Source organism: Kitasatospora phosalacinea, assembly GCF_030268885.1.
Taxonomy (GTDB): Bacteria; Actinomycetota; Actinomycetes; order Streptomycetales; family Streptomycetaceae; genus Kitasatospora; species Kitasatospora phosalacinea_C.
Genome location: NZ_BSSA01000036.1, coordinates 57275 through 79395, shown reverse-complemented (window position 1 = coordinate 79395; position 22121 = coordinate 57275). Strand labels below are relative to the sequence as shown.

Here is a 22121-nt window from a genome sequence, read left to right as displayed (position 1 = left end):
GCGCGGCCGCCCACCCTGCGCGATGCGAAGGAGCACCACCGTGTCCACCATCCCCGTCATGGTCCCCTGGCTCGGCGACGAGGAGGCCGAGGCCGCCGCCGAGGCGGTCCGCTCCGGCTGGGTCGCGCAGGGCCCCCGGGTGGCCGCCTTCGAGCGGGCGTTCGCCGAGCACCTCGGCGTCCCGCACGCCGTCGCGGTCTCCTCCTGCACCACCGCCCTGCACCTGGCGATGATCGGCGCGGGCGTCGGCCCCGGCGACGAGGTCGTGGTGCCCTCGCTGTCCTTCATCGCCACCGCCAACGCCGTCACCTACGTCGGCGCCACCCCGGTCTTCGCGGACGTCGACCCGGCCACCGGCAACCTCACCCCCGACACCGTCGCCCCGCTGCTCACCGACCGCACCCGGGCCGTCGTCGCCGTCGACCAAGGCGGCGTCCCGGTCGACCTGGACGCGATCCGGGCCCTGGTCGAACCGCGCGGCGCCGTCGTCGTCCAGGACGCGGCGTGCGCCGCCGGCTCCGTCTACCGCGGCCGCCCGGCCGGCGCGGGCGCCGAGATCGCCGCCTACTCCTTCCACCCGCGCAAGCTCCTCACCACCGGCGAGGGCGGCATGGTCACCTGCCGGGACGCCGCGCTCGCCGCCCGGCTGCGGCGCCTGCGCGAGCACGGGATGAGCGTCTCGGCCGCCGACCGGCACGCCGGGGCGGGCGGGGCGGGCGTCGTCGAGACCTACGACGAGATCGGCTTCAACCACCGGATGACCGACGTCCAGGCCGCGATCGGCCTGGTCCAGCTCGGCAAGCTCCCCGCGATGGTCGCCCGCCGCCGCGAACTCGCCGACCGCTACCGGGAGCTGCTCGGCCCGGAACTCGCCGCCCGGTTGGTCGGCGACCCGGCGCACGGCACCTCCAACTTCCAGTCGCTGTGGCTGCTGCTCCCCGAGGACGCCCCCGACCGCGGCGAGGTGCTCGCCCGGCTGGCCGCGGACGGCGTCTCCGCCCGGCGCGGCATCATGGCCGCCCACCTGGAGGCCCCGTACAAGGGCACCGCCCGGGTGCCGCTCCCGGTGACCGAGACGATCACGTCGCGGACGCTGATCCTGCCGCTGTACCACTCGCTCACCCACGCGCAGCAGGACCACGTCGTCAGCGCCCTCCAGGCGGCCCTGGGCCGCTAGGCCCTCCTACCCCGGAAAGGTCCCACCCCCGTGACGAACATCCCCCTGGTCGACCTGCACGCCTCGCACGCCGAGATCGCCGACGAGGTCCGCGCGGGCTTCGACGCGGTGCTGGCGAGCGGGGCCTACGTCAAGGGCCCGGACGTGGCCGCGTTCGAGCGGGAGTACGCGGCGTTCTCCGGGACGGGGCACGCGGTGGGGACGGCGAACGGCACCGACGCGCTGGAGATGGCGCTGCGGGCGCTGGAGCTGAAGCCCGGCGGCGGGGTGGTGCTGCCCGCGAACACCTTCGTGGCGACGGCCGAGGCGGTGGTCCGGGCCGGGCTGCGGCCGGTGCTGGTGGACGTGGACGAGGAGCACCTCCTGATCGACGTCGAGCAGGCCGCCGACCGGGTCACCCGGGCCGTCGCGCTGCTGCCCGTCCACCTGAACGGCCAACTCGCCCCGGTGGACGACCTGCTGGAGGTCGCCGACGGGCTGCCGGTGGTCGAGGACGGCGCCCAGTCGCAGGGCGCCACCCGGCACGGCCGCCCGTCCGGCAGCTGGGGGCGGATCTCGGCGACCAGCTTCTACCCGGGCAAGAACCTCGGCGCGTACGGCGACGCGGGCGCGGTCGTCACCGACGACGCCGAACTCGCCGACGCGGTCCGGCTGATCGGCGACCACGGCTCGGCCCGCAAGTACGTCCACGAGAGGTTCGGCTTCAACTCCCGGATGGACACCCTGCAGGCCGTGGTGCTGCGCGCCAAGCTCCGCCGCCTGCCCGCCTGGAACGAGGCCCGCCGGGCCGCCGCCGAACGCTACGACAAGCTGCTCGGCGGCCTGGACGGCCTCACCCTGCCGCGCACCCTGCCCGGCAACGAGCACGTCTGGCACCTGTACGCGGTGCGGGTCGACCGCGACCGCGACGGCGTGCTGGCCGCCCTGCAGGAGGCCGGGATCGGCGCGGGCGTGCACTACCCCGTCCCCGTGCACCTGCAGCCCGCGTTCCGGCACCTCGGGTACGACCGGGGCGCGTTCCCGGTCACCGAGCGGGCCGCCGGGCAGCTGCTCACCCTGCCGCTGTTCCCGCAGCTCACCGAGGGCCAACAGGCCCGGGTCGCCGAGGTGCTGGCCGCCGCGCTGCGCCGCCGCTGACCCGCGGCGGGCGCCCGGCCGGGCCCCGGCCGTCCGCGCGGCCGGCCAGGGTGGGCCCGTGCCCCGAACGCGAACGGCCGTTGCCCTACGCTGGTCCCCGAGGACATCGGCTTCTGCCAGTGGGGGACCACAGATGACGACAGGTCGGCCCGGCACCACCGCCGTGCCCAACGCGGCGTACGCGGGCCAGGTGGTGCAGTTCCCGGACCCGGTCCGGGCCCAGCGGCATCCCCGGGGCGTGCGCGTCGACGAGAACGGGTACCCCGACTTCGCGCCGTACGCGGCCGCCGCCGCCGAGGTCGCCGACCCGCCGGAGGGCTTCGGCGTCGACGAACTGCGCCTGACCGACTACGTGTCGGCGAACGCCGCGCTGTACACCCAGGGCCACGAGCTCTGGGCCGACCTGGAGAGCGCCGTCGCCACCCCGCCCGGCTGGACGTGGCACCACGTGGTCGGCCGCGCCCCCGCGGGCTGGCGCCGGATGGAGCTCGTCCCGGTCGAGGTCAAGGCCCTGCTGCGGCACCACGGCGGCCTGGCCAGCTCCACCGCCGACCACACCCGCCGCGGCACCCGCCCGCTGCAGGACCACCGCCCCGCGCACTTCACCCTCGCCAAGGACGGCGGCGACCCGGTCGTCGTCACCGAGGACCTCGTCCAGCGCGCCGAACAGCGCCTCGGCCACCCGCTGCCCACCGCCTACCGGGACTTCCTGAAGCTCACCGGCGGCCGCGGCCCGGCCGGCGTCGCCCTCGACGTGGACCTCGGCCTGCTGGTCGACCAGCCGTTCCTCACCCTGAGCGAGGAGTACGGCACCCACGACCTGGTGTACGCCAACAAGTGCCTGCGCGACCACCTCACCAAGGACCACCTCGCCGTCGCCTACCTGCAGGGCGGCCTGCTGACCGTCAAGGTCCGCGGCGAGGGCACCGGCTCGGTCGGCTTCCTGCCCCACGACGACGCCCGCGACGACGGCTCGGACGAGTCCGTCGAGCAGCGCGTGCAGCGCCTCCTGCTGCCCTGCGGCGACAGCTTCGACGCGTTCCTGCTGCGCCTCGCGGGCAGCCCCGCGGAGCTGGAGACCGTCGCCGAACTCATGGTGGACGGCGGCTTCGCCCGCGCCGTCCCGGTGAACTGACCAGAACGACAGGGGTGGACGAGACGTGGTGACCACGTACGCGCAGGCGCAGGAGACCGCCGAGGACTGGATCAACGCCGGGGTGCCGCGCTCGCAGCACCGCGAGGTGAAGGTCCGCGAGTTCGACCTCGGCTACGTCTGCTGGGCCGTCGACGGCAGCGAGCACACCGGCGGCCCCGGCAGTTCGCTGCGCCTGGTGATCGCCCGCGACAGCGGCGCCAGCACGCTCTGGCCGCCGCTGCCGGTCAACGAGGTGGTCCGGCAGTACGAGGAGCTGTACGGCACCGGGAGCGCCCCCAACCCGGCGGGCGCCGCCAAGCCGGTGCGCGGCGCGGTCGAGGCCACCTCCTTCCTGCTCAGCCCGCCGCAGTGGCTGCAGGAGGCCGGGGCCGCCGCGATCGCCGCCGAGGCCGACCGCCTGGGCGCGTCCGCGCCCGCGGCTGCCCCGGCGCCCGCGACCCCGGCCCCCGCTGCCGCCGCGCCCGCTCCGGCTGCCGCCGCGCCGGTGCCGCCGCCGGTCCCGGTCCAGCAGGGCGGCCAGCTGCCGGAGCCCGGCGGGGAGGGGCCCAGCTACTTCACCAGCACGCCCGGCGCGGGCCTGCCCGTGCCGCCGCCGCCCGGCGCCCCGGGCGGCCCCGCCGTCCCCGGCTCCGAGGACGCCACCGTGCTCGCCCCGGGCGGACTCGGCGTCCCCGGCGCCCCCGGGCCCGGTGCGCCCGCGCCGGTGCCGCCCGGCGCCACCCCGCCGTACCCGGTCGGCGGCCCGACCACGCCGGTGCCCGGCACACCCGTCCCGCCCGCCGCCCCCGTCCCGCCGGGGCCGCCCGCCCCGCCCGGCCCCTCCGGCCCCGGGGTCAACTACGCGGCCACCATGCTCGCCACCGACGGCCCGCCCGGGCTGATGGGCCTGCCCGGCGCCCCCGGCCCCGGCCAGCCGGTGCCCGGCTCCCCGCAGCTGGGCCGCGGCGGCCCCGGCGCCCCGCCGCCGCCCCCGCCGAACGACCTGCTGCCGTCCACCGGCGGGCCCGCGCACGTCCAGCTGGGCCGCGGCGGCCCCGGCGCGCCCCCGCCCCCGCCGCCGAACGAGCTGCTGCCCCCCGGCGGCGGTCCCGTCGCGCACCCCGGTGGACGCAGCGGCCCCGGCGCCCCGCCGCCGCCCGCCCCGGCGGGCCTGCGCGGCGAGGGCGCACCCGGCGCGCCCGGTGCCGCCCCGGCCGCCCCGGCGCCCGCGGCCGCCGCGGTCGCGTACCAGGCCACCCAGCTGGCCCCGGCGATCGAGCTGCCGCCGGGTGCGACCCCGCCGTTCCCGATGCCGGGCGCCCCCGGCCAGCCGTTCCCGGGCGCCCCGGCGCCGCAGGGCGCGCCGCCGTTCCAGGCGCCCCCGCCGCCGTTCCCGGGCGGGCCGCAGCCGGGCCAGGGCTTCCCGCCCGGTGCCCCCGCGCCGGTGGCCCCGCCGCCGGCCGGTCCGCCGACGGTCGGCCCCGGCACCACCGCCGTGGTCAACTACCGGGGCCCGGACGGGTCCGAGCTCAACCTGGTGATGACCTCCGAGCTGGGCACCCCGCACCCCGAGTGGCGGGCCCTGCAGGAGCTGCGCCGCCTCGGCGTGCCCGCCGACCAGGTGCTGGAGGTGCACACCGACCTGGAGCTGTGCGACCTGCCCGGCGGCTACTGCGCCCGGATGGTGCGCGCGTCCTGGCCGAACGCCCGGATCAGCCACACCGCCCCGTACGGCCGCGACGCCGCGGCCCGGCAGGCGGGCATGAACGTGCTCAGCGAGCACGTCGAGCAGCTGCACCAGCTGGTGTCGGCGCCGCCGCGCCCGCGCACCGTCCGGGTGCCGCTGCCCGCGCCCGGCACCGTCCCGCAGCAGCCGCCCGCGCCGCCGCAGCAGCTCGCGGCGGAGTTCGGCGCCCTGTTCGGCCCCTCGATGTTCCGGTTCGAGCAGCGCGCGGTGGCCCGGCAGGGCGTGCCGGAGCCGGTCGCCCAGACGCTGATGTGGGTCGGGCTGCCGCGCGAGTTCGCGCCGTTCTTCTGGGCCCAGGCGCAGGAGGGCCGCCCCATCCCGACGCTGGCCGAGCTCGCCGCCGAGCGCGGCCTGCCGTCCGGCCCGGACTTCGGCGGCTACCTGGTGCTCGGCAACGACTACGGCCGCCAGCTGTGCGTCCAGTACGGCACCGCCGCGGTGGTCGCCGTCGACCTGGAGAACCCGGCCGAGCCGCCGCGCTTCGTCAACACCGGCGTCCCCGAGTTCGTCGGCTGCCTGGCGGTGCTGGCCCGGATGTGGCGCCTGCGGCTGGGCCTCACCCCCGAGCAGGCCGGACGCTGGACCACCGACCTCCAGGCCCAGCTGATGGCCGTCGACCCGGCCGCCGTGCACACCCCGGAGAGCTGGTGGGCGGTGCTCGTCGAGCAGTTCTGGGACGGCCTCCTGTAGTGGCCCGCCGCGCGGCCGGTTCCCCCGGCCGCGCGGCGGCCCCCTGTTTGGTTTGCGTTCGTATCTGCGCAAAATAGGTCAATGGGACGGTTCACCCCGACCCACCCGAACCACGCATCCGGCGGGGCCGCGCAGCCCGCGAGCACGAGGAGAACAGCCGAAATGAGCGACGCCGTGTCCCAGTACGGCTTCACCCCGTCCCGGCGCGGCTACGCGCCCGACCAGGTCGACGCGGCCGTCACCGCCCTCATCCGCGAACGCGACGAGGCCTGGGAGCGGCTCAGCGTCCTCGGCGGCGGCCTGCGCGAGATGGAGAAGCGCCTCGCCGACATCAGGCAGGCCGCCGAGGACGCCCCCGACCCGGACTTCGCCGAGCTCAGCGACCAGGCCGCCGCCCTGCTCGGCATCGCCCTCAACGAGGCCGACGCCATCCACGCCAAGGCCGAGCGCGCCGCCGAGGACGCCCGCGACGCCGCCCACGAGGCGGGCGAGGCCGCCGCCAAGGCCGCCAAGGAGTACGCCGCCAAGCTGCGCGAGGACGCCGAGCAGTTCGCCCGCCGCACCGACGAGCGCAGCCGGGCCGAGGCCGAGCGCATCCGCGCCGAGGCCGACGCCGAGTGCCGCGCCCTGATCCACGCCGCGACCGGCCACGCCGCCCGGGTCCGGGTCGCCGCGGCCAACGCCTCCGAGCAGTCCGAGAGCGCCCTCGCCGAGCGCCGCCGCAAGGCCGACGAGGAGTTCGCCGCCGCCGAGGCCGCCGCCGACGCCGCCGTGGCCAAGGTCACCGCCGCCGCCGACGCCCGGGTCAAGGAGGCCGAGCAGCACCGCGAGGCGATGCTCGCCGAGGCCCGCCGCCTCGACACCGAGGCCCAGGCCAAGGCCGACGCGGCGCTCGCCGCCGCGCGGGAGAAGGCCGACCGGATCAGGGCCGCCAGCGAGCGCGAGCAGGCCGACTTCACCAAGCGCCTCGACAAGGTCCAGACCCACCTCGACCACATCAAGGGCACCCTGGCCTCGCTCACCGGCGCCGCCGTCGGCGCCATCGAGGACCCGGAGGACGCGGCCGAGGCCGTCGCCGCCAAGAAGGCCGACCTGGCCAAGGCCCCGGCCACCGACCAGCCCACCACCGTGCTGGGCCCGGTCAGGCCCAAGCAGGAGGACCCGCGCAAGCCCTACGCGCCCGCGGCCCCCGCCCAGCCCCCGGCCCCGCCCGCCAAGCCCGCGAGCTTCGCCAAGGAGCCGCTGCCCCCGAAGCCCGCGACCGCCCCGGCGCCCGCGCCCGCGACCGCGCCGGAGACCGCGCCGGAGACGAAGCCGGAGGCGAAGGCCGACGCCAAGCCGGACGCCACCGTCGAGGACCGCATCGTGCCCAAGATCGTCATCGTCGACGACGGCATCGACCACGACACCCGCCCGGACCGCAACCGCATCCAGCGCCGGGGCTGAGCGCCCCGCCGGGGAGCCCGGCCGGGGTGCCCTACAGCACCTCGACCGCGGCCCCCGTCAGGCGGCGGCGGCAGTCCAGGACGTACCGGGCGTGGGTGGTGACCGCCTCGTAGTCGAACTCGTCGTGGTCGGCGAGCAGGACGACCGCGTCGGCGGCGGCCAGCTCCTCCGGAGTGGCCTCGACCCGGTGCACGGCGGCGAGCGGGCCGCCCTCGTGCGCGGCGGTGCGCTGCCCCGGGACGTGCGGCTCGGCGACGTGCACGCCCGCCACCACGTGCGGGTCGGCGGCCCGGACCTCCGCGCCCTGGCGGGTGAGCAGCTCGACGACGCGGGCCGCCGGGGTCTCCCGCGCGTCGCCGGTGTTCGGCTTGTACGCCAGGCCCAGGACCAGCACCCGGGAGCCGTTCACGCTCCGGCGCCGCTGGTTGAGCGCCTCGGTGAGCCGGCGCACCACGTAGTCGGGCATGTGGCTGTTGACGTCGTTGGCGAGCTCGACGAACCGGAAGGACTGCCCGAGGGCCCGCTCCACCCGCCAGGACAGGTACGAGGGGTCGATCGGCAGGCAGTGCCCGCCCACGCCGGGGCCGGGGGTGAAGCGCAGGAAGCCGAAGGGCTTGGTGGAGGCCGCGTCGATGGCCTCCCAGACGTCGATGCCGAGGTCGTGGGCGAACATCGCGAGCTCGTTGACCAGGGCGATGTTGACGTGCCGGAAGGTGTTCTCCAGCAGCTTGGTCAGCTCCGCCTCCTTGCAGGAGGACACCGGGACGGTCCGCTCCACCAGCTGCCCGTAGAAGCCGGAGACCGCGGCCAGGCCCTCGGGGGTGGTGCCGGAGACGACCTTCGGGGTGTTCTCCAGCTTCCACACCGGATTGCCGGGGTCGATCCGCTCCGGGCTGTAGCCGAGGTGGAAGTCGGCGCCCGCCCGCAGCCCCGAACCCGCCTCCAGCAGCGGGGCGAGCAGCTCCTCGGTGGTGCCCGGGTAGGTGGTGGACTCCAGCACCACCGTCGCGCCCGGCCGCAGGTGCCGCCCCAGCAGCTTCGCCGAGGCCTCGATGTAGGACAGGTCGGGGACGCCCTCGCGCAGCGGGGTCGGGACGGTGATCACCGCGATGTCGAACCCCGCGACGTCGGCCGGGTCGGCGGAGGGCAGGTACGCCCCGGAGTCGAGCAGCGGACGCAGCCGCTCCCCGGGGATGTCCTCGACGTACGACTCGCCCACCGCGAGCCGCTTGATCCGGCGTTCGTCCACGTCGTACCCGACGACCCGGTGCCCCACCTCGGCGGCGCGGACCGCGAGCGGGAGTCCGACGTAGCCCTGACCTGCGATGACAACGCGCATGACGAAGCAAACCCCCTGGAAACGACCGGTGTCCCCACACCTTCTTCACACGAGGGTACGGAGCCGGGGCCTCCGCGCGGGCGGCTTCGCCCGAAGTGGTGCACGAGCGGCGGGAGGGGCCCGGAACGCAGGACGCCGAGAGCCGCGGCGCCCGCCCGGGAGCGGACGCCGCGAGTCCCGGCGTGAGTGGCACGGGCGCCCCCACCCAGGGTCGCCCGGCCTTCGCACTCCCGACCCCCATCGAGGTGCGACCGCGCTTCCACAGCCATCCCCCACGGTTGGATGCGGCCTGCGCTGACATCCATGGTGCGCGCCGACCATGGACGCACAGTGACGACAATGTGTCGGCCGCATGATCTCTGGACGAGCCCGTACGGATACCGGTGAGTCGGCCGGGGCGGCCGGGAGGGTGCCGCACCGCGTGCCGGGCGGCGGCGCGGCGTAGGCTGGACACCCCCCGGGGCGCACCGCGTTCCGGGCTGTCGCGCTGCCCGGCCGTCTCCTGCGCCGGGCCACTCCCCGTCGTGGAGAAACTGACGTATGAGCCTGTCCGGACTGCTCGATGTCGTCGTACGGGACGCCGCCCTCGCCGAGGCGATCGAGGCGGCGGCCACGGGGCACAGGCAGCACCTCGACCTGGTCGGACCGCCCGCCGCGCGCCCGTTCGCGATCGCGGCGCTGGCCCGTTCGCTGGCCGCCCGGGGCGGTGAGAACGGGCGGCCGGTGCTGGCCGTGACCGCCACCGGCCGGGAGGCCGAGGACCTCGCGGCGTCGCTGCGCTCGCTGCTGCCCGCCGACGCGGTCGCCGAGTTCCCGGCCTGGGAGACGCTGCCGCACGAGCGGCTCTCCCCGCGCTCGGACACCGTCGGCCGCCGCCTGGCCGTGCTGCGCCGGATCGTCCACCCGCGGGCCGACGACCCCGCCGCGGGCCCGGTGCAGGTGGTGGTGGCGCCGGTGCGCAGCGTGTTGCAGCCCCAGGTGAAGGGCCTGGCCGAGCTGGAGCCGGTGGCGCTGCGCCGCGGCGAGCAGCACGACCTGGGCGAGGTGTCCCGCAGGCTGGCGGCCGCCGCCTACGCCCGGGTCGAACTGGTCGAGAAGCGCGGCGAGTTCGCGGTGCGCGGCGGCATCCTGGACGTCTTCCCGCCGACCGAGGAGCACCCGCTGCGGGTGGAGTTCTGGGGCGACGAGGTCGAGGAGATCCGCTACTTCAAGGTCGCCGACCAGCGCTCCCTGGAGATCGCCGAGCACGGCCTGTGGGCGCCGCCCTGCCGGGAGCTGCTGCTGACCGACGAGGTCCGCGCGAAGGCCGCCGAACTGGCGGCCGAGCACCCCGAGTTGGGCGAGATCCTGGACAAGATCGCGCAGGGCATCGCGGTCGAGGGCATGGAGTCGCTGGCCCCGGTGCTGGTGGACGACATGGAGCTGCTGCTGGACGTCCTCCCGGCCGGTTCGATCGCCGTGGTCTGCGACCCGGAGCGGGTCCGCACCCGGGCCGCCGACCTGGTCGCCACCAGCCAGGAGTTCCTGGCCGCGTCCTGGGTGGCCGCCGCGGCGGGCGCCGACCGCCCGATCGACCTGGAGGCGATCGACGTCTCCGCCGCCTCGCTGCGCTCGCTGGCGGACGTCCGCGAGCACGCCGCCGGGATCGGCCTGCCGTGGTGGTCGGTCAGCCCGTTCGCCACCAGCGACTCCACCGTCCACGACATCCTCGAACGCGACGCCGACACGCTCACCCTCGGCATGCACGCCGTCGAGGCGTACCGCGGCGACACCGCCCGGGCGATCGCCGACGCCCGGGAGCGGCTGGCCGCCGACTGGCGGGTGGTGATGGTGACCGAGGGCCACGGCCCGGCCTCCCGGCTGGCCGAGGTGCTCGGCAACGAGGGCATCGCGGCCCGGCTGGTCGCCGACCTCACCGAGGCCCCGACCCGGGACGTGGTGTACGTCTCCTGCGGCTCGATCGAGCACGGCTTCGTCGACGAGGAGCTGAAGCTCACCGTCGTCACCGAGACCGACCTGTCCGGCCAGAAGTCCTCCACCAAGGACATGCGCCGGATGCCCTCCCGCCGCCGCAACGCGATCGACCCGCTGGCGCTGGCGGCCGGCGACTACGTGGTGCACGAGCAGCACGGCGTCGGCCGGTACGTGGAGATGGTGCAGCGCACCGTGCAGGGCGCGACCCGCGAGTACCTGGTGCTGGAGTACGCGCCCGCCAAGCGCGGCCACCCCGGCGACCGGCTGTTCGTGCCGACCGACCAGCTCGACCAGGTCACCAAGTACGTGGGCGGCGAGGCCCCGACCCTGCACCGGCTGGGCGGCGCGGACTGGGCGAAGACCAAGCAGCGGGCCAAGAAGGCGGTCAAGGAGATCGCCGCCGACCTGATCAAGCTGTACTCGGCCCGGATGGCGGCCCCCGGCCACGCCTTCGGCCCGGACACCCCGTGGCAGCGCGAACTGGAGGACGCCTTCCCGTACGCGGAGACGCCCGACCAGCTGACCACCATCGGCGAGGTCAAGGCCGACATGGAGAAGTCCGTCCCGATGGACCGGCTGATCTGCGGCGACGTTGGATACGGTAAGACTGAAATCGCAGTGAGAGCGGCCTTTAAAGCGGTGCAGGACGGCAAGCAGGTGGCGGTGCTGGTGCCGACCACGCTGCTGGTGCAGCAGCACTTCTCGACCTTCGCGGAGCGGTACGCCAACTTCCCGGTCAACGTGAGGGCGCTGTCCCGGTTCCAGACCGACACCGAGGCGAAGGCCGTGCTGGAGGGCCTGTTCGACGGCTCGGTGGACGTCGTCATCGGCACCCACCGGCTGTTCTCCTCGGAGACCAGGTTCAAGGACCTGGGCCTGGTGATCGTCGACGAGGAGCAGCGCTTCGGCGTCGAGCACAAGGAGCAGCTGAAGAAGCTGCGGGCCAACGTGGACGTGCTGACCATGTCCGCGACCCCGATCCCGCGCACCCTGGAGATGGCGGTCACCGGCATCCGCGAGATGTCCACCATCACCACCCCGCCCGAGGAGCGGCACCCGGTGCTGACCTTCGTCGGCCCGTACGACGAGAAGCAGATCTCGGCCGCGATCCGGCGCGAACTCCTGCGCGAGGGACAGGTGTTCTACATCCACAACCGGGTCGAGTCGATCGACAAGGCGGCCGCCCGGCTGAAGGACCTGGTGCCGGAGGCCCGGATCGCGACCGCGCACGGGCAGATGGGGGAGACCCAGCTGGAGAAGGTCGTCGTCGACTTCTGGGAGAAGGAGTTCGACGTGCTGGTCTCCACCACGATCGTCGAGTCCGGCATCGACATCTCCAACGCCAACACCCTGATCGTCGAGCGCGGCGACACCTTCGGCCTGTCCCAGCTGCACCAGCTGCGCGGCCGGGTCGGCCGCGGCCGCGAGCGCGGCTACGCGTACATGCTCTACCCGCCGGAGAAGCCGCTCACCGAGACCGCGCACGAGCGGCTCGCCACCATCGCCCAGCACACCGAGATGGGCGCGGGCATGTACGTCGCGATGAAGGACCTGGAGATCCGCGGCGCGGGCAACCTGCTGGGCGGCGAGCAGTCCGGGCACATCGCGGGCGTCGGCTTCGACCTCTACATGCGGATGGTCGGCGAGGCGGTCGCCGAGTTCCGCGAGTCGCTGGAGAGCGGCGGCGGCGAGCCGGAGGAGGAGCCGCTGGAGGTGAAGATCGAGCTGCCGGTGGACGCGCACGTCCCGCACGACTACGCGCCGGGGGAGCGGCTGCGGCTGCAGGCGTACCGCTCGATCGCGGCGGTCAACTCGGAGGACGACATCGCGCAGGTCCGCGAGGAGCTGACCGACCGCTACGGCAAGCTGCCCGAGCCGGTGGAGAACCTGCTGCTGGTGGCGGGGCTGCGGCTGTTCGCCCGGCGCTGCGGCATCGGCGACATCACCCTGCAGGGCAACTTCGTCCGGTTCGGGCCGGTCGAGCTGCGGGAGTCGCAGGAGCTGCGGCTGAACCGGCTCTACCCGCGCACCCAGGTCAAGTCCGCCGCCCGGCAGCTGCTGGTGCCGCGGCCGGGCAGCGGCGGCCGGATCGGCGGCAGGCCGCTGGTCGGGCGGGAACTGCTGTCCTGGTGCACGGAGTTCCTGAGCACCATGTTCGAGGACCTCAAGCGCTAGCGGAGCCCGCGCACCCGGTACGGGGCGCCGGGACGCCCCCGGCACCCCGTACCGCCACTCCCTGCGCGGGGTCTGGCCCCCGGGCGCGGTGGTCAATAGTGTTCGTCCCAGCCACGTACGCAGAGCACCACCGGACCGCGCTCCACCGCCCAGGAGGCCCCAGTGATCCGCACCAGCTCCGCCCGTCGACTGCGCGCCGCCCTCGGCACCGCGGTCGCCGCCGCCGCGCTCGCCGCCTGCAGCGGCGCACCGGCGCACCAGGGGGCGGCCGCCGTGGTCGGCAGTGACCGGATCAGCATCGCCCAGGTCGAGGCCCGGGTCACCGCCGTCCGGGACGGCGCCGCGCGGAGCGGCGCCGCCACCGAGGAGCAGCCCGGCCTGGCCCGGCACGCCGTCTCCGACCTGATCCTCGGCAAGGTCGTCGCCCGCGCCCTGGCGGACCGCGGCCTGACGGTCAGCCAGGGCGAGATCGACCGCGCCCGGGCCGCGGACGCGCGGACCGTCGGCAGCGAGGCCAAGCTCGCCGAACTGCTGCGCGCCAAGCAGGGCGTCCCGGCCACCGACGTGGACGGCTTCTACCGGCAGCAGATCGGCCTGGTGAAGCTGGCCGACGGCCAGGACCCGTCCAGCGCTGAGGGCGACGCCGCCATCCGCAAGGCCCTGGTCGACGCGGGCGCCGCCCTGCACATCGAGGTCAACCCGCGCTACGGCAGCTGGAACACCGCCGGGATCGGCCTGGAGGACAGCACCGAGAACTGGCTCCCGGCGAGCGGCCGGGCCGCCCTGTAGGGACCGGGAGGCCCTCGGCCGAACGGGTGAGCGACCGGACGCGCGGACCGTGTCCCGTCGGGCGATCCACCGCGGGCCGGTGACGCTGGGCTCCTCCGCCCACTCCGTCCGCCGGTTGCGAGGTCTTCCGTGGTTCAGCGCCGTTCACCCCTGCCGAGGATGCTGCGCGCCCTGTGCGCGGTCCTGCCCGTCGCCGGGCTCCTCGTCCCGCTCGCCGCCGCCCCCGCGGTGCCCGCGGCCCTGCGCGGGGCGGGCACCCAGCGGCCGATCGGGCCCGACCCGGCGGTGAGCCTGCTGGCGCACGGCGGCCTGACGATGGCCGCCAACTCGGTGCTGACCTGCGACCCCAGCGACGGCTCGCCCTGCAACGACACCGAGGGCAGCAACAACAACCGCACCAGGTACGTGAAGAGCGACCCGAACGCGCCCGGCGACAACGCCTCCGCCGCCGACCTGGTCCTCCCGGCCGGGGCGAAGGTGCTCTCGGCCCGCCTGTACTGGCAGTTCAACTCGGTCAACACCAGCACCGCGGGCGGCCACTCCGGCGACATCGCCCGGGGCGACCGGGTCTCCTGGAAGGTCCCCGGCTCCTCCTCCTACGAGCAGCTGACCGCCGACACCTACGACTGGTTCGACCAGCAGACCGGCGGCACCCCCACCCTGCTGGCCGGCGCGGGCGTCAAGGACGTCACCGCCCAGGTGCGGGCCGCGGGCCCCGGCAGCTACACCGTCGCCGACCTCCAGGCCTGCGACGGCCGCTCCTCCTCGGCCGACGGCGGCGGCAGCAACGTCGGCTGCTGGGGCGGCTGGTCGCTGGTCGTCGCGTACGAGGACCGGAACGCCCCGCTGCGCTACCTCGACGTCTGGGACGGCTTCCAACTGCTGCGCAGCCCCGACAACCTGGCCACCCTCACCCTCGGCGGCATCCGCACCCCCGCCACCACCGCGCCCCCCGCCACCCTCGGCGTGGTGGTCGGCGACGGCGACGTGCAGATCGCGGGCGACCAGTTGCTGGTCGGCTCCAGCACCGCCGACCTCACCCTGCTGCCGCTGCCCGGCCCGACCGGCGTCGTCACCGACAACGCCTTCGCCAGCCGGATCGACCGGGTCGCCACCGACGGCACCGGCAGCAACGTCACCACCCGCGACCCGAACCCGGTCGACAACTACGGCTACGACGCCCGGACGATCGACGTCACCGGCCGGATCCCGGCCGCCGCCACCCAGGCCGTCCTGCAGGTCAACGGCTCCGGCGACGCCCTGCACCCGCAGGCCGTCTGGCTCGCCGTCGACGCCCTCGAACCCGACCTGCAGATCACCAAGGCCAACCGCCCCGCGGGCACCACCGACGACGACCCGCCCGGCGACGTCGAACCCGGCGACACCGTCACCTGCACCCTCCCCGACCTCGCCCCCGGCGCCACCGCGAACCTCGCCTTCGACGTGACGGTCGACGCGGACGCCACCGGCGGCACCGTGCTGGACGACACCGCCACCCTCGGCTTCCGGGGCAGCCAGACCCGGCGCGAGCAGACCCGCACCAGCAACACCGTCCGCAACACCGTCGTCGACCTGCCCCGGTACCGGGTCGAGAAGACCGCCACCCCGAGCAGCGCCGCCCCCGGCGGCACCGTCGCCTACCGGGTCACCGTCACCAACACCGGCAAGGTCCCCGCGAACGGCGTCACCCTCGACGACGACCTCGCCGACGTGCTGGCCGACGCCGCCTACCACGGCGACGCCACCGCCGACCGCGGCACCGCGACCGTCACCGGCACCACCCTGCACTGGAGGGGCGACCTGCCGGTCGGCGCCACCGCGACCGTCGACTACTCGGTGACCGTCCGCTCCTCGCCGACCGCCGACGCCGAACTCACCAACACCGTCACCTCCACCACCTACCGCAACAACTGCGGCCGGGGCAGCACCGACCCCGCCTGCGCGGCGACGGTCACCGTCACCGCCCCCGGCCCCTCCCCGTCCCCGTCCTCCTCGCCCTCGTCCCCGTCCTCGTCCGCGCCGACCCCGTCCGGCAGCCCCGGCAGCCCCGGCAGCACCGCGAGCGGCCGCCTCCCCGAGACCGGCACCGCCGGGGCCCTCCCGCTGATCGGCCTCGCCGCCCTCGGCTGCGTCCTGGCGGGGCTGATGGTCCTGGTCGCGAAGGCCCGCCGCAAGCACTGACCCCGGCGGCTGCCCGCGCCCGCGGCCGGGGCCCCGCGCGGTAGGTTCGGTCCCGTGGAGACTCCGAAGCTGATCCTGCTGACCACCACCCACCGCGTCGCCCCCGGCCTGCTCTCCTGGCCCGCCTGGGAGGCGCTCCGGTCCGCGCCCACGGTGCTGGTCGGCGTCGCTGACCACCCGCAGCTGGCCGCGCTGCGGGCGGCGGGCGTGGAGCCGGAGGTGGTGGAGCGGCCGTCCGCCCCGGCGCTGGCGCGGCGGCTGCTCGCGGCGGCGCCCGCGGTCTGGCTGGAGAGCCCGGACGGCGACCCGGGCCTGACGGACGCGCTGGCCCGGATCGCGGTCGAGGAGGCGGGCGAGCACCCGGAGATCGAACTGCTGCCGGGTTCGTACGACCTGCCGGGGGCCCGGCTGCTCGACCTGGTCTCGGTGATGGACCGGCTGCGCTCGCCGGGCGGCTGCCCGTGGGACGCCGAGCAGACCCACCAGAGCCTGGTGAAGTACCTGGTGGAGGAGGCGTTCGAGCTGGTCGAGGCGATCGAGGAGGGCGACCGGGAGACCCTGCGCGAGGAGCTCGGCGACGTGCTGCTGCAGGTGTTCTTCCACTCGCGGATCGCCGAGGAGGACGCCGAGGACCCGTTCTCGATCGACGACGTCGCGGGCGACATCGTCGAGAAGCTGATGTACCGCCACCCGCACGTGTTCGGCGACGTGAGCGTGACCGGCTCGGCCGAGACCGAGGCCAACTGGGAGCAGCTGAAGGCGGCGGAGAAGCAGCGCGAATCGGTCCTGGACGGCGTGCCCGCCGGGCTGCCCGCGCTGGCGTACGCGGCGAAGCTGGTGTCGCGGGTGCGCCGCGCGCACTTCACCGGCGTGCCGGACGCGCCGTACGAGCTGCCCGCCGAGCTGACCGCGGAGTCGGCGGGGCAGCTGCTGCTGGCGGTCGCCCAGCGCGCCCACGACCGGGGGGTGGACGTGGACGCGGCGCTGCGGGCGGCGGCCCGCCGCTACCGCGCGGCGGTCCGGGCCGCGGAGGGGCTGCCGGAGGAGTAGGGGAGCGGTCCCGCTCGGTGGCACGCGGCCGCAGCGACGGCCCTCGCCCTGCTCTTCGCGGGCTTCGAGACCACCGTCAACCTCATCGGCAACGACACGTGCGCGCTGCCGCGGGAGCTGCCGCCCGGCCTAGCCGGCCAGCGGGACGTCCGCGACCGGGCGGCGCTGGGCCGGGACCACCTCGCCGATGGCCTCGCCGACCAGGGCGAGGACCTCAGCCAGCGGGTTCAGGTGGTCGGGCAGGTCGGCGAGCTGGACGATCCGCTCGCCGTCCGGGCCCGCGACCGCGAACAGGTCGATCGGGCCGAGGTGCTTGACGGCGGTGTCGACCAGCGCGGCGATGTCGGCCGGGTGGTGGACGTCGCCGGAGACGCCCACCACGGGGCAGCCGGGGCGGTCGAGTTCGGCCGCGAGGTCCTCGGCGATGCCGGGACGCAGGTCGGCGATGAGCAGACCGGCGGCACCGGCGGCGGAGAAGCGGCGGGCCAGGTCGGCCCCCGAACCTCCGTCGAGCACCGCGATGACCACCACTGCACCGGCTACTCGCATGGTCTGCTCCCCTTCCCGAGGGCGAACCCGTGGCCGACCCGCACGTCGCCCACTGTGGCTATCGGAGGATCGTAGGCGCGCCCCGACGCTCCGCAACAGGGATTACCCACCAGGTGACCAGACTCACGCGGTGGTGCTTCCCGATACGGTCAAGACATGCCAGATCAGCCCCACGCCGCCCATCCGCAACTCTTCACCTGGGAGTTCGCGGCCGACCCCTACCCGGCGTACGCCTGGCTGCGCGAGCACGCGCCGGTGCACCGCACCACCCTGCCGAGCGGGGTGGACGCCTGGCTGGTCACCCGCTACGCGGACGCGCGGCAGGCGCTGGCGGACGCCCGGCTGTCGAAGAACCCGGCGCACCACAGCGAGCAGGCCCACCGCAGCGGCCGGGTCGGCATCCCGGGGGAGCGGCAGGCCGACCTGATGACCCACCTGCTGAACATCGACCCGCCGGACCACACCCGGCTGCGCCGCCTGGTCTCCAAGGCGTTCACCCCGCGCCGGGTGGCCGAGTTCGAACCGCGGGTGCAGCAGCTCACCGACCGGCTGATCGACTCCTTCGCCGGGCGCGGCGAGGCCGACCTGATCCACGAGTTCGCCTTCCCGCTCCCCATCTACGCGATCTGCGACCTGCTCGGCGTCCCCGCCGAGGACCAGGACGACCTGCGCGACTGGGCGGGGATGATGCTGCGCCACACGAAGCCGGGACACGCCGGCGGCAAGAGGGGAGGGGTCGGCCGCGCGGTCAAGCAGATCCAGGGCTACCTGGCCGACCTGATCCACCGCAAGCGGGCCGACCTGGGCGACGACCTGATCTCCGGCCTGATCCGGGCCAGTGACCACGGCGAGCACCTGACCGAGAAGGAGGCCGCGGCGATGGCCTTCATCCTGCTCTTCGCCGGCTTCGAGACGACCGTCAACCTCATCGGCAACGGCATGTACGCGCTGCTGCGCAACCCGGACCAGCGCACGCTGCTCCAGCAGTCGCTGGGCCGCGGCGAGTCGGCCCTGCTGGAGACCGGCGTCGAGGAACTGCTGCGCTACGACGGCCCGGTGGAGCTGGCCACCTGGCGGTTCGCCACCGCGCCGCTGACCATCGGCGGGGTGGACGTCCCGGTCGGCGACCCGGTGCTGGTGGTGCTGGCCGCGGCGGACCGCGACCCGGCCCGGTTCTCCGCCGAGAACACCCTCGACCTGGCCCGCTCGGACAACCCGCACCTGGGTTTCGGTCACGGCATCCACTACTGCATCGGCGCCCCGCTGGCCCGGCTTGAGGGGCAGCGCGCGATCGGCAGCCTACTGACCAGGCTTCCGGACGTTCGGTTGGCCGCCGATCCGGCGGAACTGCGCTGGCGGGGCGGACTGATCATGCGCGGTCTGCGCGACCTCCCGGTCTCCTTCACGCCCCGCTGACGCCGTTTCGACCCCCGCGACACGCCGTCCGACCGGGCCGACGACGCGCCGGGGCGGGGGCGCGCGTCGCACTCCGGTTCGGAACGAATCCGGACATACCTGGATCGTTCGTGTACGAGACCTGAAGATCCGTAATTTCGGCGTGATCATGGTGATATGAGCTTGTGATTGCTCGTCAGCTTTGCCTACTCTCCGACATGCCCGCAGCTGCGGGCCCCGATCGCGGCACGCCGAGTCCTGTCCGCCGCGTCCTCGGGCCACCTCACAGGTACCGGACAGGAGCGGGGGAACCAGTGTGAACGCCGTAGTCCCAACGGCTTGGGGTGAGGCCGCCGAGCAGCGGGCGCAACCGCGTCCGGAGCGACCGGCGGCCGGGCCAACCTCCCGGTCCGAACCCGACAGCTCACCTCGCAGGCGTGCGGAGAGGACGTCCCGTGCTGTTCGTCAACACTGCCCGTCACCGCCGTAGTACCAAGGCCGAGAAGGTCGTCGCCGCCGCCGGCGTCGCCTCGGTCGGCCTGGCCCTGCCACTGCTCGTCGCCGCCGGAGCGGCGGCCGCACCCGCCGACACCTGGGACCGCGTGGCCCAGTGCGAGAGCGGCGGCAACTGGAGCATCAACACCGGAAACGGTTTCTACGGCGGTCTGCAGTTCACCTCCTCCACCTGGCGCGCCTACGGCGGCGGCCAGTACGCCGCCCGCGCCGACCAGGCCAGCCGCGCCCAGCAGATCGCGGTGGCCGAGCGGGTGCTCTCCTCCCAGGGCCCCGGCGCCTGGCCGGTCTGTTCCAAGCGGGCCGGGCTCGCCAAGGGCGGCGCGCCCGCCGACGCCTCCGAGGACACCGCCTCGCGCTCCCAGGAGCGCCCGACCGCCCCCCGGCAGCCGAAGAGCTCGCAGTCGAAGAAGCCCGCGAAGCCCGCTGCCCCCGCCGAACCGCAGGCCGCCGAGCCCCAGGCCGCCGAGCCCCAGGCCGTCCCGCAGAACGCAGCCGCCGGCGGTTACACCGTCCAGGACGGCGACACGCTCTCCGGCATCGCCGCCGCGCAGAACGTGTCCGGCGGCTGGGAGCGGATCTACCGGGCCAACCACGAGCTGATCGGTGCCGACCCCGACCTGATCCTGCCCGGCCAGGTGCTCTCCCTCTGACCCGGTCCGGAACCGGTCCCGGCATCCGGGACGCGACGGTCCGGCGGCCTGACGAGGCCCCGCCGCCGCCCTGACGAGGGCCGCGTCCCCTGACGTTCCGTCCGCTCCCGGCGCACACCGGGCAGTTCGCGCTGCCGGGGGCGGCGGAACGGTCGTCAAACAGGTGAACTACCGATGAGTAGCCCGGCCACACCGTGAGACGGGGCCCGGCCGAGCGTGGCCGCGGCGCGGTGTGCGGCTAGGCTCTGGTCGTAACGACCACACATCCGCTTCCGCTAGGAGATGCCTCGTGCCGTCCATTGATGTCGTCGTAGCCCGTGAGATCCTCGACTCCCGCGGCAACCCCACGGTCGAGGTCGAGGTCGGTCTCGACGACGGCAGCACCGGTCGCGCGGCCGTCCCGTCGGGTGCCTCCACCGGTGCCTTCGAGGCCCTGGAGCTCCGGGACGGCGACAAGAGCCGCTACTTCGGCAAGGGCGTCGAGAAGGCCGTCCTCGCCGTGATCGAGCAGATCGGCCCCGAGCTGGTCGGCTACGACGCCACCGAGCAGCGCCTCATCGACCAGGCCATGCTCGACCTGGACGCCACCCCGGACAAGTCCTCGCTCGGCGCCAACGCCATCCTCGGCGTCTCCCTCGCCGTGGCGCACGCCGCCTCCGAGGCCAGCGACCTGCCGCTGTTCCGCTACCTGGGCGGCCCGAACGCCCACGTGCTGCCCGTCCCGATGATGAACATCCTCAACGGCGGCTCGCACGCGGACTCCAACGTCGACATCCAGGAGTTCATGATCGCCCCGATCGGCGCGGAGTCCTTCTCCGAGGCCGTCCGCTGGGGCGTCGAGGTCTACCACACCCTCAAGGGCGTGCTGAAGGAGCGCGGGCTCTCCACCGGCCTGGGCGACGAGGGCGGCTTCGCCCCGAACCTGGCCTCCAACCGCGAGGCCCTGGACCTCATCGTCGAGGCCATCAAGAAGGCCGGCTACACCCCGGGCAAGGACGTCGCCCTGGCCCTGGACGTCGCCTCCTCCGAGTTCCACAAGGACGGCGCCTACCAGTTCGAGGGCAAGGCGCTCTCCTCCGCCGACCTGATCGCGTACTACGCCGAGCTGGTCGCCGACTACCCGCTGGTCTCCATCGAGGACCCGCTGGACGAGTCGGACTGGGACGGCTGGAAGGCCATCACCGACGCGCTGGGCGACAAGGTCCAGCTGGTCGGCGACGACCTGTTCGTCACCAACCCGGAGCGCCTGCGCAAGGGCATCGAGACCGGCACCGCCAACGCGCTGCTGGTGAAGGTCAACCAGATCGGCTCGCTCACCGAGACCCTGGACGCCGTCGAGCTGGCCCAGCGCAACGGCTACCGCTGCATGATGTCGCACCGCTCCGGCGAGACCGAGGACGTCACCATCGCCGACCTCGCCGTCGCCACCAACTGCGGCCAGATCAAGACCGGCGCCCCGGCCCGCTCCGAGCGCGTCGCCAAGTACAACCAGCTGCTGCGCATCGAGGAGATCCTCGACGACGCCGCCGAGTACGCGGGCCGTTCGGCGTTCCCGCGGTTCCGCTCTGCGAACTGACGAGCACAGCAGGGGCTGAACAACCGCTTGATGTGACCGGTGCCCCGGCTCCCACCGCGTAGGGTGGGGCCGGGGCACCGGCATGCGCAGGAGGGGCGAGCAGATGGCCAAGTGGAGGATTCCCGGGTTGGCGGCGCGACCGCGCTTCACCAGCCGGGCCACCGTGCTGGTGCTCGTGCTGTGCTCGCTGGTGGCGATACTCGCCTACCCGGCCCGGCAGTACATCGCCCAGCGCGGCGAGATCGCCGCCCAGCGGGCCAAGGCCGAGCACGCCCGCCAGCAGGTCGACGAGTTGCGCCGGGAGAAGGCCCGCTGGCAGGACCCGGAGTACGTCAAGGCCCAGGCCAGGGAGCGGCTGCACTACGCGCTGCCCGGCGAGACCCCGTTCGTCTCGGTCTCCCCGCAGCCCTCGCCCGGCGCGAAGCCCTCCTCGACCGACGCCGCGGCCGGCCGCCCGAAGGCGGTCAAGCCCTGGTACGCCACCCTCTGGGACTCGGTGGACGCCGCCGACGCCGCCCTGCCCGCGCCGCGACCGGCCCGCTGAGCCGCCCCCAAGGCCCCCGCCCCCAAGACCCCCGCCCCCTCAGACGAACAG

15 protein-coding genes and 1 riboswitch are annotated in these 22121 nt (G+C 74.9%); of the genes, 13 read left to right on the top strand and 2 right to left on the bottom strand.

All coding sequences use genetic code 11. From position 1 onward, the window contains the following. Positions 1 to 40 precede the first annotated feature (40 nt). From QSK52_RS34330 to QSK52_RS34310, 5 genes are all read left to right on the top strand, one after another. Positions 41 to 1177 (top strand): DegT/DnrJ/EryC1/StrS family aminotransferase, encoded by a 1137-nt coding sequence (locus QSK52_RS34330; protein ID WP_285740170.1) that lies wholly within the window; start codon positions 41 to 43, stop codon positions 1175 to 1177. Between the two features lie 30 nt (positions 1178 to 1207). Then, the gene (locus QSK52_RS34325; protein WP_285740169.1) at positions 1208 to 2314 is read left to right on the top strand and encodes a DegT/DnrJ/EryC1/StrS family aminotransferase; all 1107 of its coding nucleotides are present in this window, start codon (positions 1208 to 1210) and stop codon (positions 2312 to 2314) included. 133 nt (positions 2315 to 2447) lie between these two features. Then, positions 2448 to 3449, top strand: a complete 1002-nt coding sequence (locus QSK52_RS34320) for an SMI1/KNR4 family protein (RefSeq protein ID WP_285740168.1) — start codon at positions 2448 to 2450, stop codon at positions 3447 to 3449. A 28-nt stretch (positions 3450 to 3477) separates the two neighbouring features. Next, positions 3478 to 5886 (top strand): SUKH-4 family immunity protein, encoded by a 2409-nt coding sequence (locus tag QSK52_RS34315; protein ID WP_285740167.1) that lies wholly within the window; start codon positions 3478 to 3480, stop codon positions 5884 to 5886. Positions 5887 to 6048: 162 nt separating this feature from the next. Further along, a complete protein-coding gene (locus QSK52_RS34310) occupies positions 6049 to 7332 on the top strand; it encodes a hypothetical protein (RefSeq protein WP_285740166.1) in 1284 nt (427 codons plus the stop codon). Between the two features lie 31 nt (positions 7333 to 7363). Here the strand turns inward: QSK52_RS34310 and QSK52_RS34305 are convergent, their stop codons facing one another. Beyond that, positions 7364 to 8671, bottom strand: a complete 1308-nt coding sequence (locus QSK52_RS34305; RefSeq protein WP_285740165.1) for a nucleotide sugar dehydrogenase — start codon at positions 8669 to 8671, stop codon at positions 7364 to 7366. Between the two features lie 540 nt (positions 8672 to 9211). On the opposite strand from QSK52_RS34305, the gene mfd reads away from it, so the two are divergent. The 4 genes from mfd (at position 9212) to QSK52_RS34285 (ending at position 16840) form a co-directional block, all read left to right on the top strand. Then, positions 9212 to 12820: a transcription-repair coupling factor gene (gene mfd / locus QSK52_RS34300; RefSeq protein WP_285740164.1), complete on the top strand. Its 3609-nt coding sequence runs from the start codon at positions 9212 to 9214 to the stop codon at positions 12818 to 12820. 162 nt (positions 12821 to 12982) lie between these two features. Beyond that, positions 12983 to 13609, top strand: coding sequence for a SurA N-terminal domain-containing protein (locus QSK52_RS34295; RefSeq protein ID WP_285740163.1), 627 nt, complete (start codon positions 12983 to 12985; stop codon positions 13607 to 13609). 159 nt (positions 13610 to 13768) lie between these two features. After that, positions 13769 to 15790: a hypothetical protein gene (locus QSK52_RS34290; protein ID WP_285740162.1), complete on the top strand. Its 2022-nt coding sequence runs from the start codon at positions 13769 to 13771 to the stop codon at positions 15788 to 15790. Positions 15791 to 15844: 54 nt separating this feature from the next. Then, positions 15845 to 16840, top strand: a complete 996-nt coding sequence (locus QSK52_RS34285) for a MazG family protein (RefSeq protein WP_285740161.1) — start codon at positions 15845 to 15847, stop codon at positions 16838 to 16840. A 129-nt stretch (positions 16841 to 16969) separates the two neighbouring features. Here the strand turns inward: QSK52_RS34285 and QSK52_RS34280 are convergent, their stop codons facing one another. After that, positions 16970 to 17389 carry an SDR family NAD(P)-dependent oxidoreductase gene (locus QSK52_RS34280; RefSeq protein WP_285740160.1) on the bottom strand — a complete coding sequence of 140 codons (420 nt, stop codon included), beginning with the start codon at positions 17387 to 17389 and terminating at the stop codon, positions 16970 to 16972. A 156-nt stretch (positions 17390 to 17545) separates the two neighbouring features. On the opposite strand from QSK52_RS34280, the gene QSK52_RS34275 reads away from it, so the two are divergent. The 4 genes from QSK52_RS34275 to QSK52_RS34260 all read left to right on the top strand — a co-directional run bounded on the left by QSK52_RS34275 (position 17546) and on the right by QSK52_RS34260 (position 22070). Continuing rightward, positions 17546 to 18805: a cytochrome P450 family protein gene (locus QSK52_RS34275; protein WP_285740159.1), complete on the top strand. Its 1260-nt coding sequence runs from the start codon at positions 17546 to 17548 to the stop codon at positions 18803 to 18805. A gap of 232 nt (positions 18806 to 19037) precedes the next feature. Continuing rightward, a riboswitch (cyclic di-AMP (ydaO/yuaA leader) is annotated at positions 19038 to 19236 on the top strand. A gap of 3 nt (positions 19237 to 19239) precedes the next feature. Continuing rightward, positions 19240 to 19950: a transglycosylase family protein gene (locus tag QSK52_RS34270; RefSeq protein WP_285740158.1), complete on the top strand. Its 711-nt coding sequence runs from the start codon at positions 19240 to 19242 to the stop codon at positions 19948 to 19950. Between the two features lie 289 nt (positions 19951 to 20239). Then, the gene (gene eno / locus QSK52_RS34265; protein WP_285740157.1) at positions 20240 to 21526 is read left to right on the top strand and encodes a phosphopyruvate hydratase; all 1287 of its coding nucleotides are present in this window, start codon (positions 20240 to 20242) and stop codon (positions 21524 to 21526) included. Positions 21527 to 21653: 127 nt separating this feature from the next. Further along, positions 21654 to 22070, top strand: a complete 417-nt coding sequence (locus QSK52_RS34260; RefSeq protein ID WP_285740156.1) for an FtsB family cell division protein — start codon at positions 21654 to 21656, stop codon at positions 22068 to 22070. The last annotated feature ends 51 nt before the right edge of the window (positions 22071 to 22121 follow it).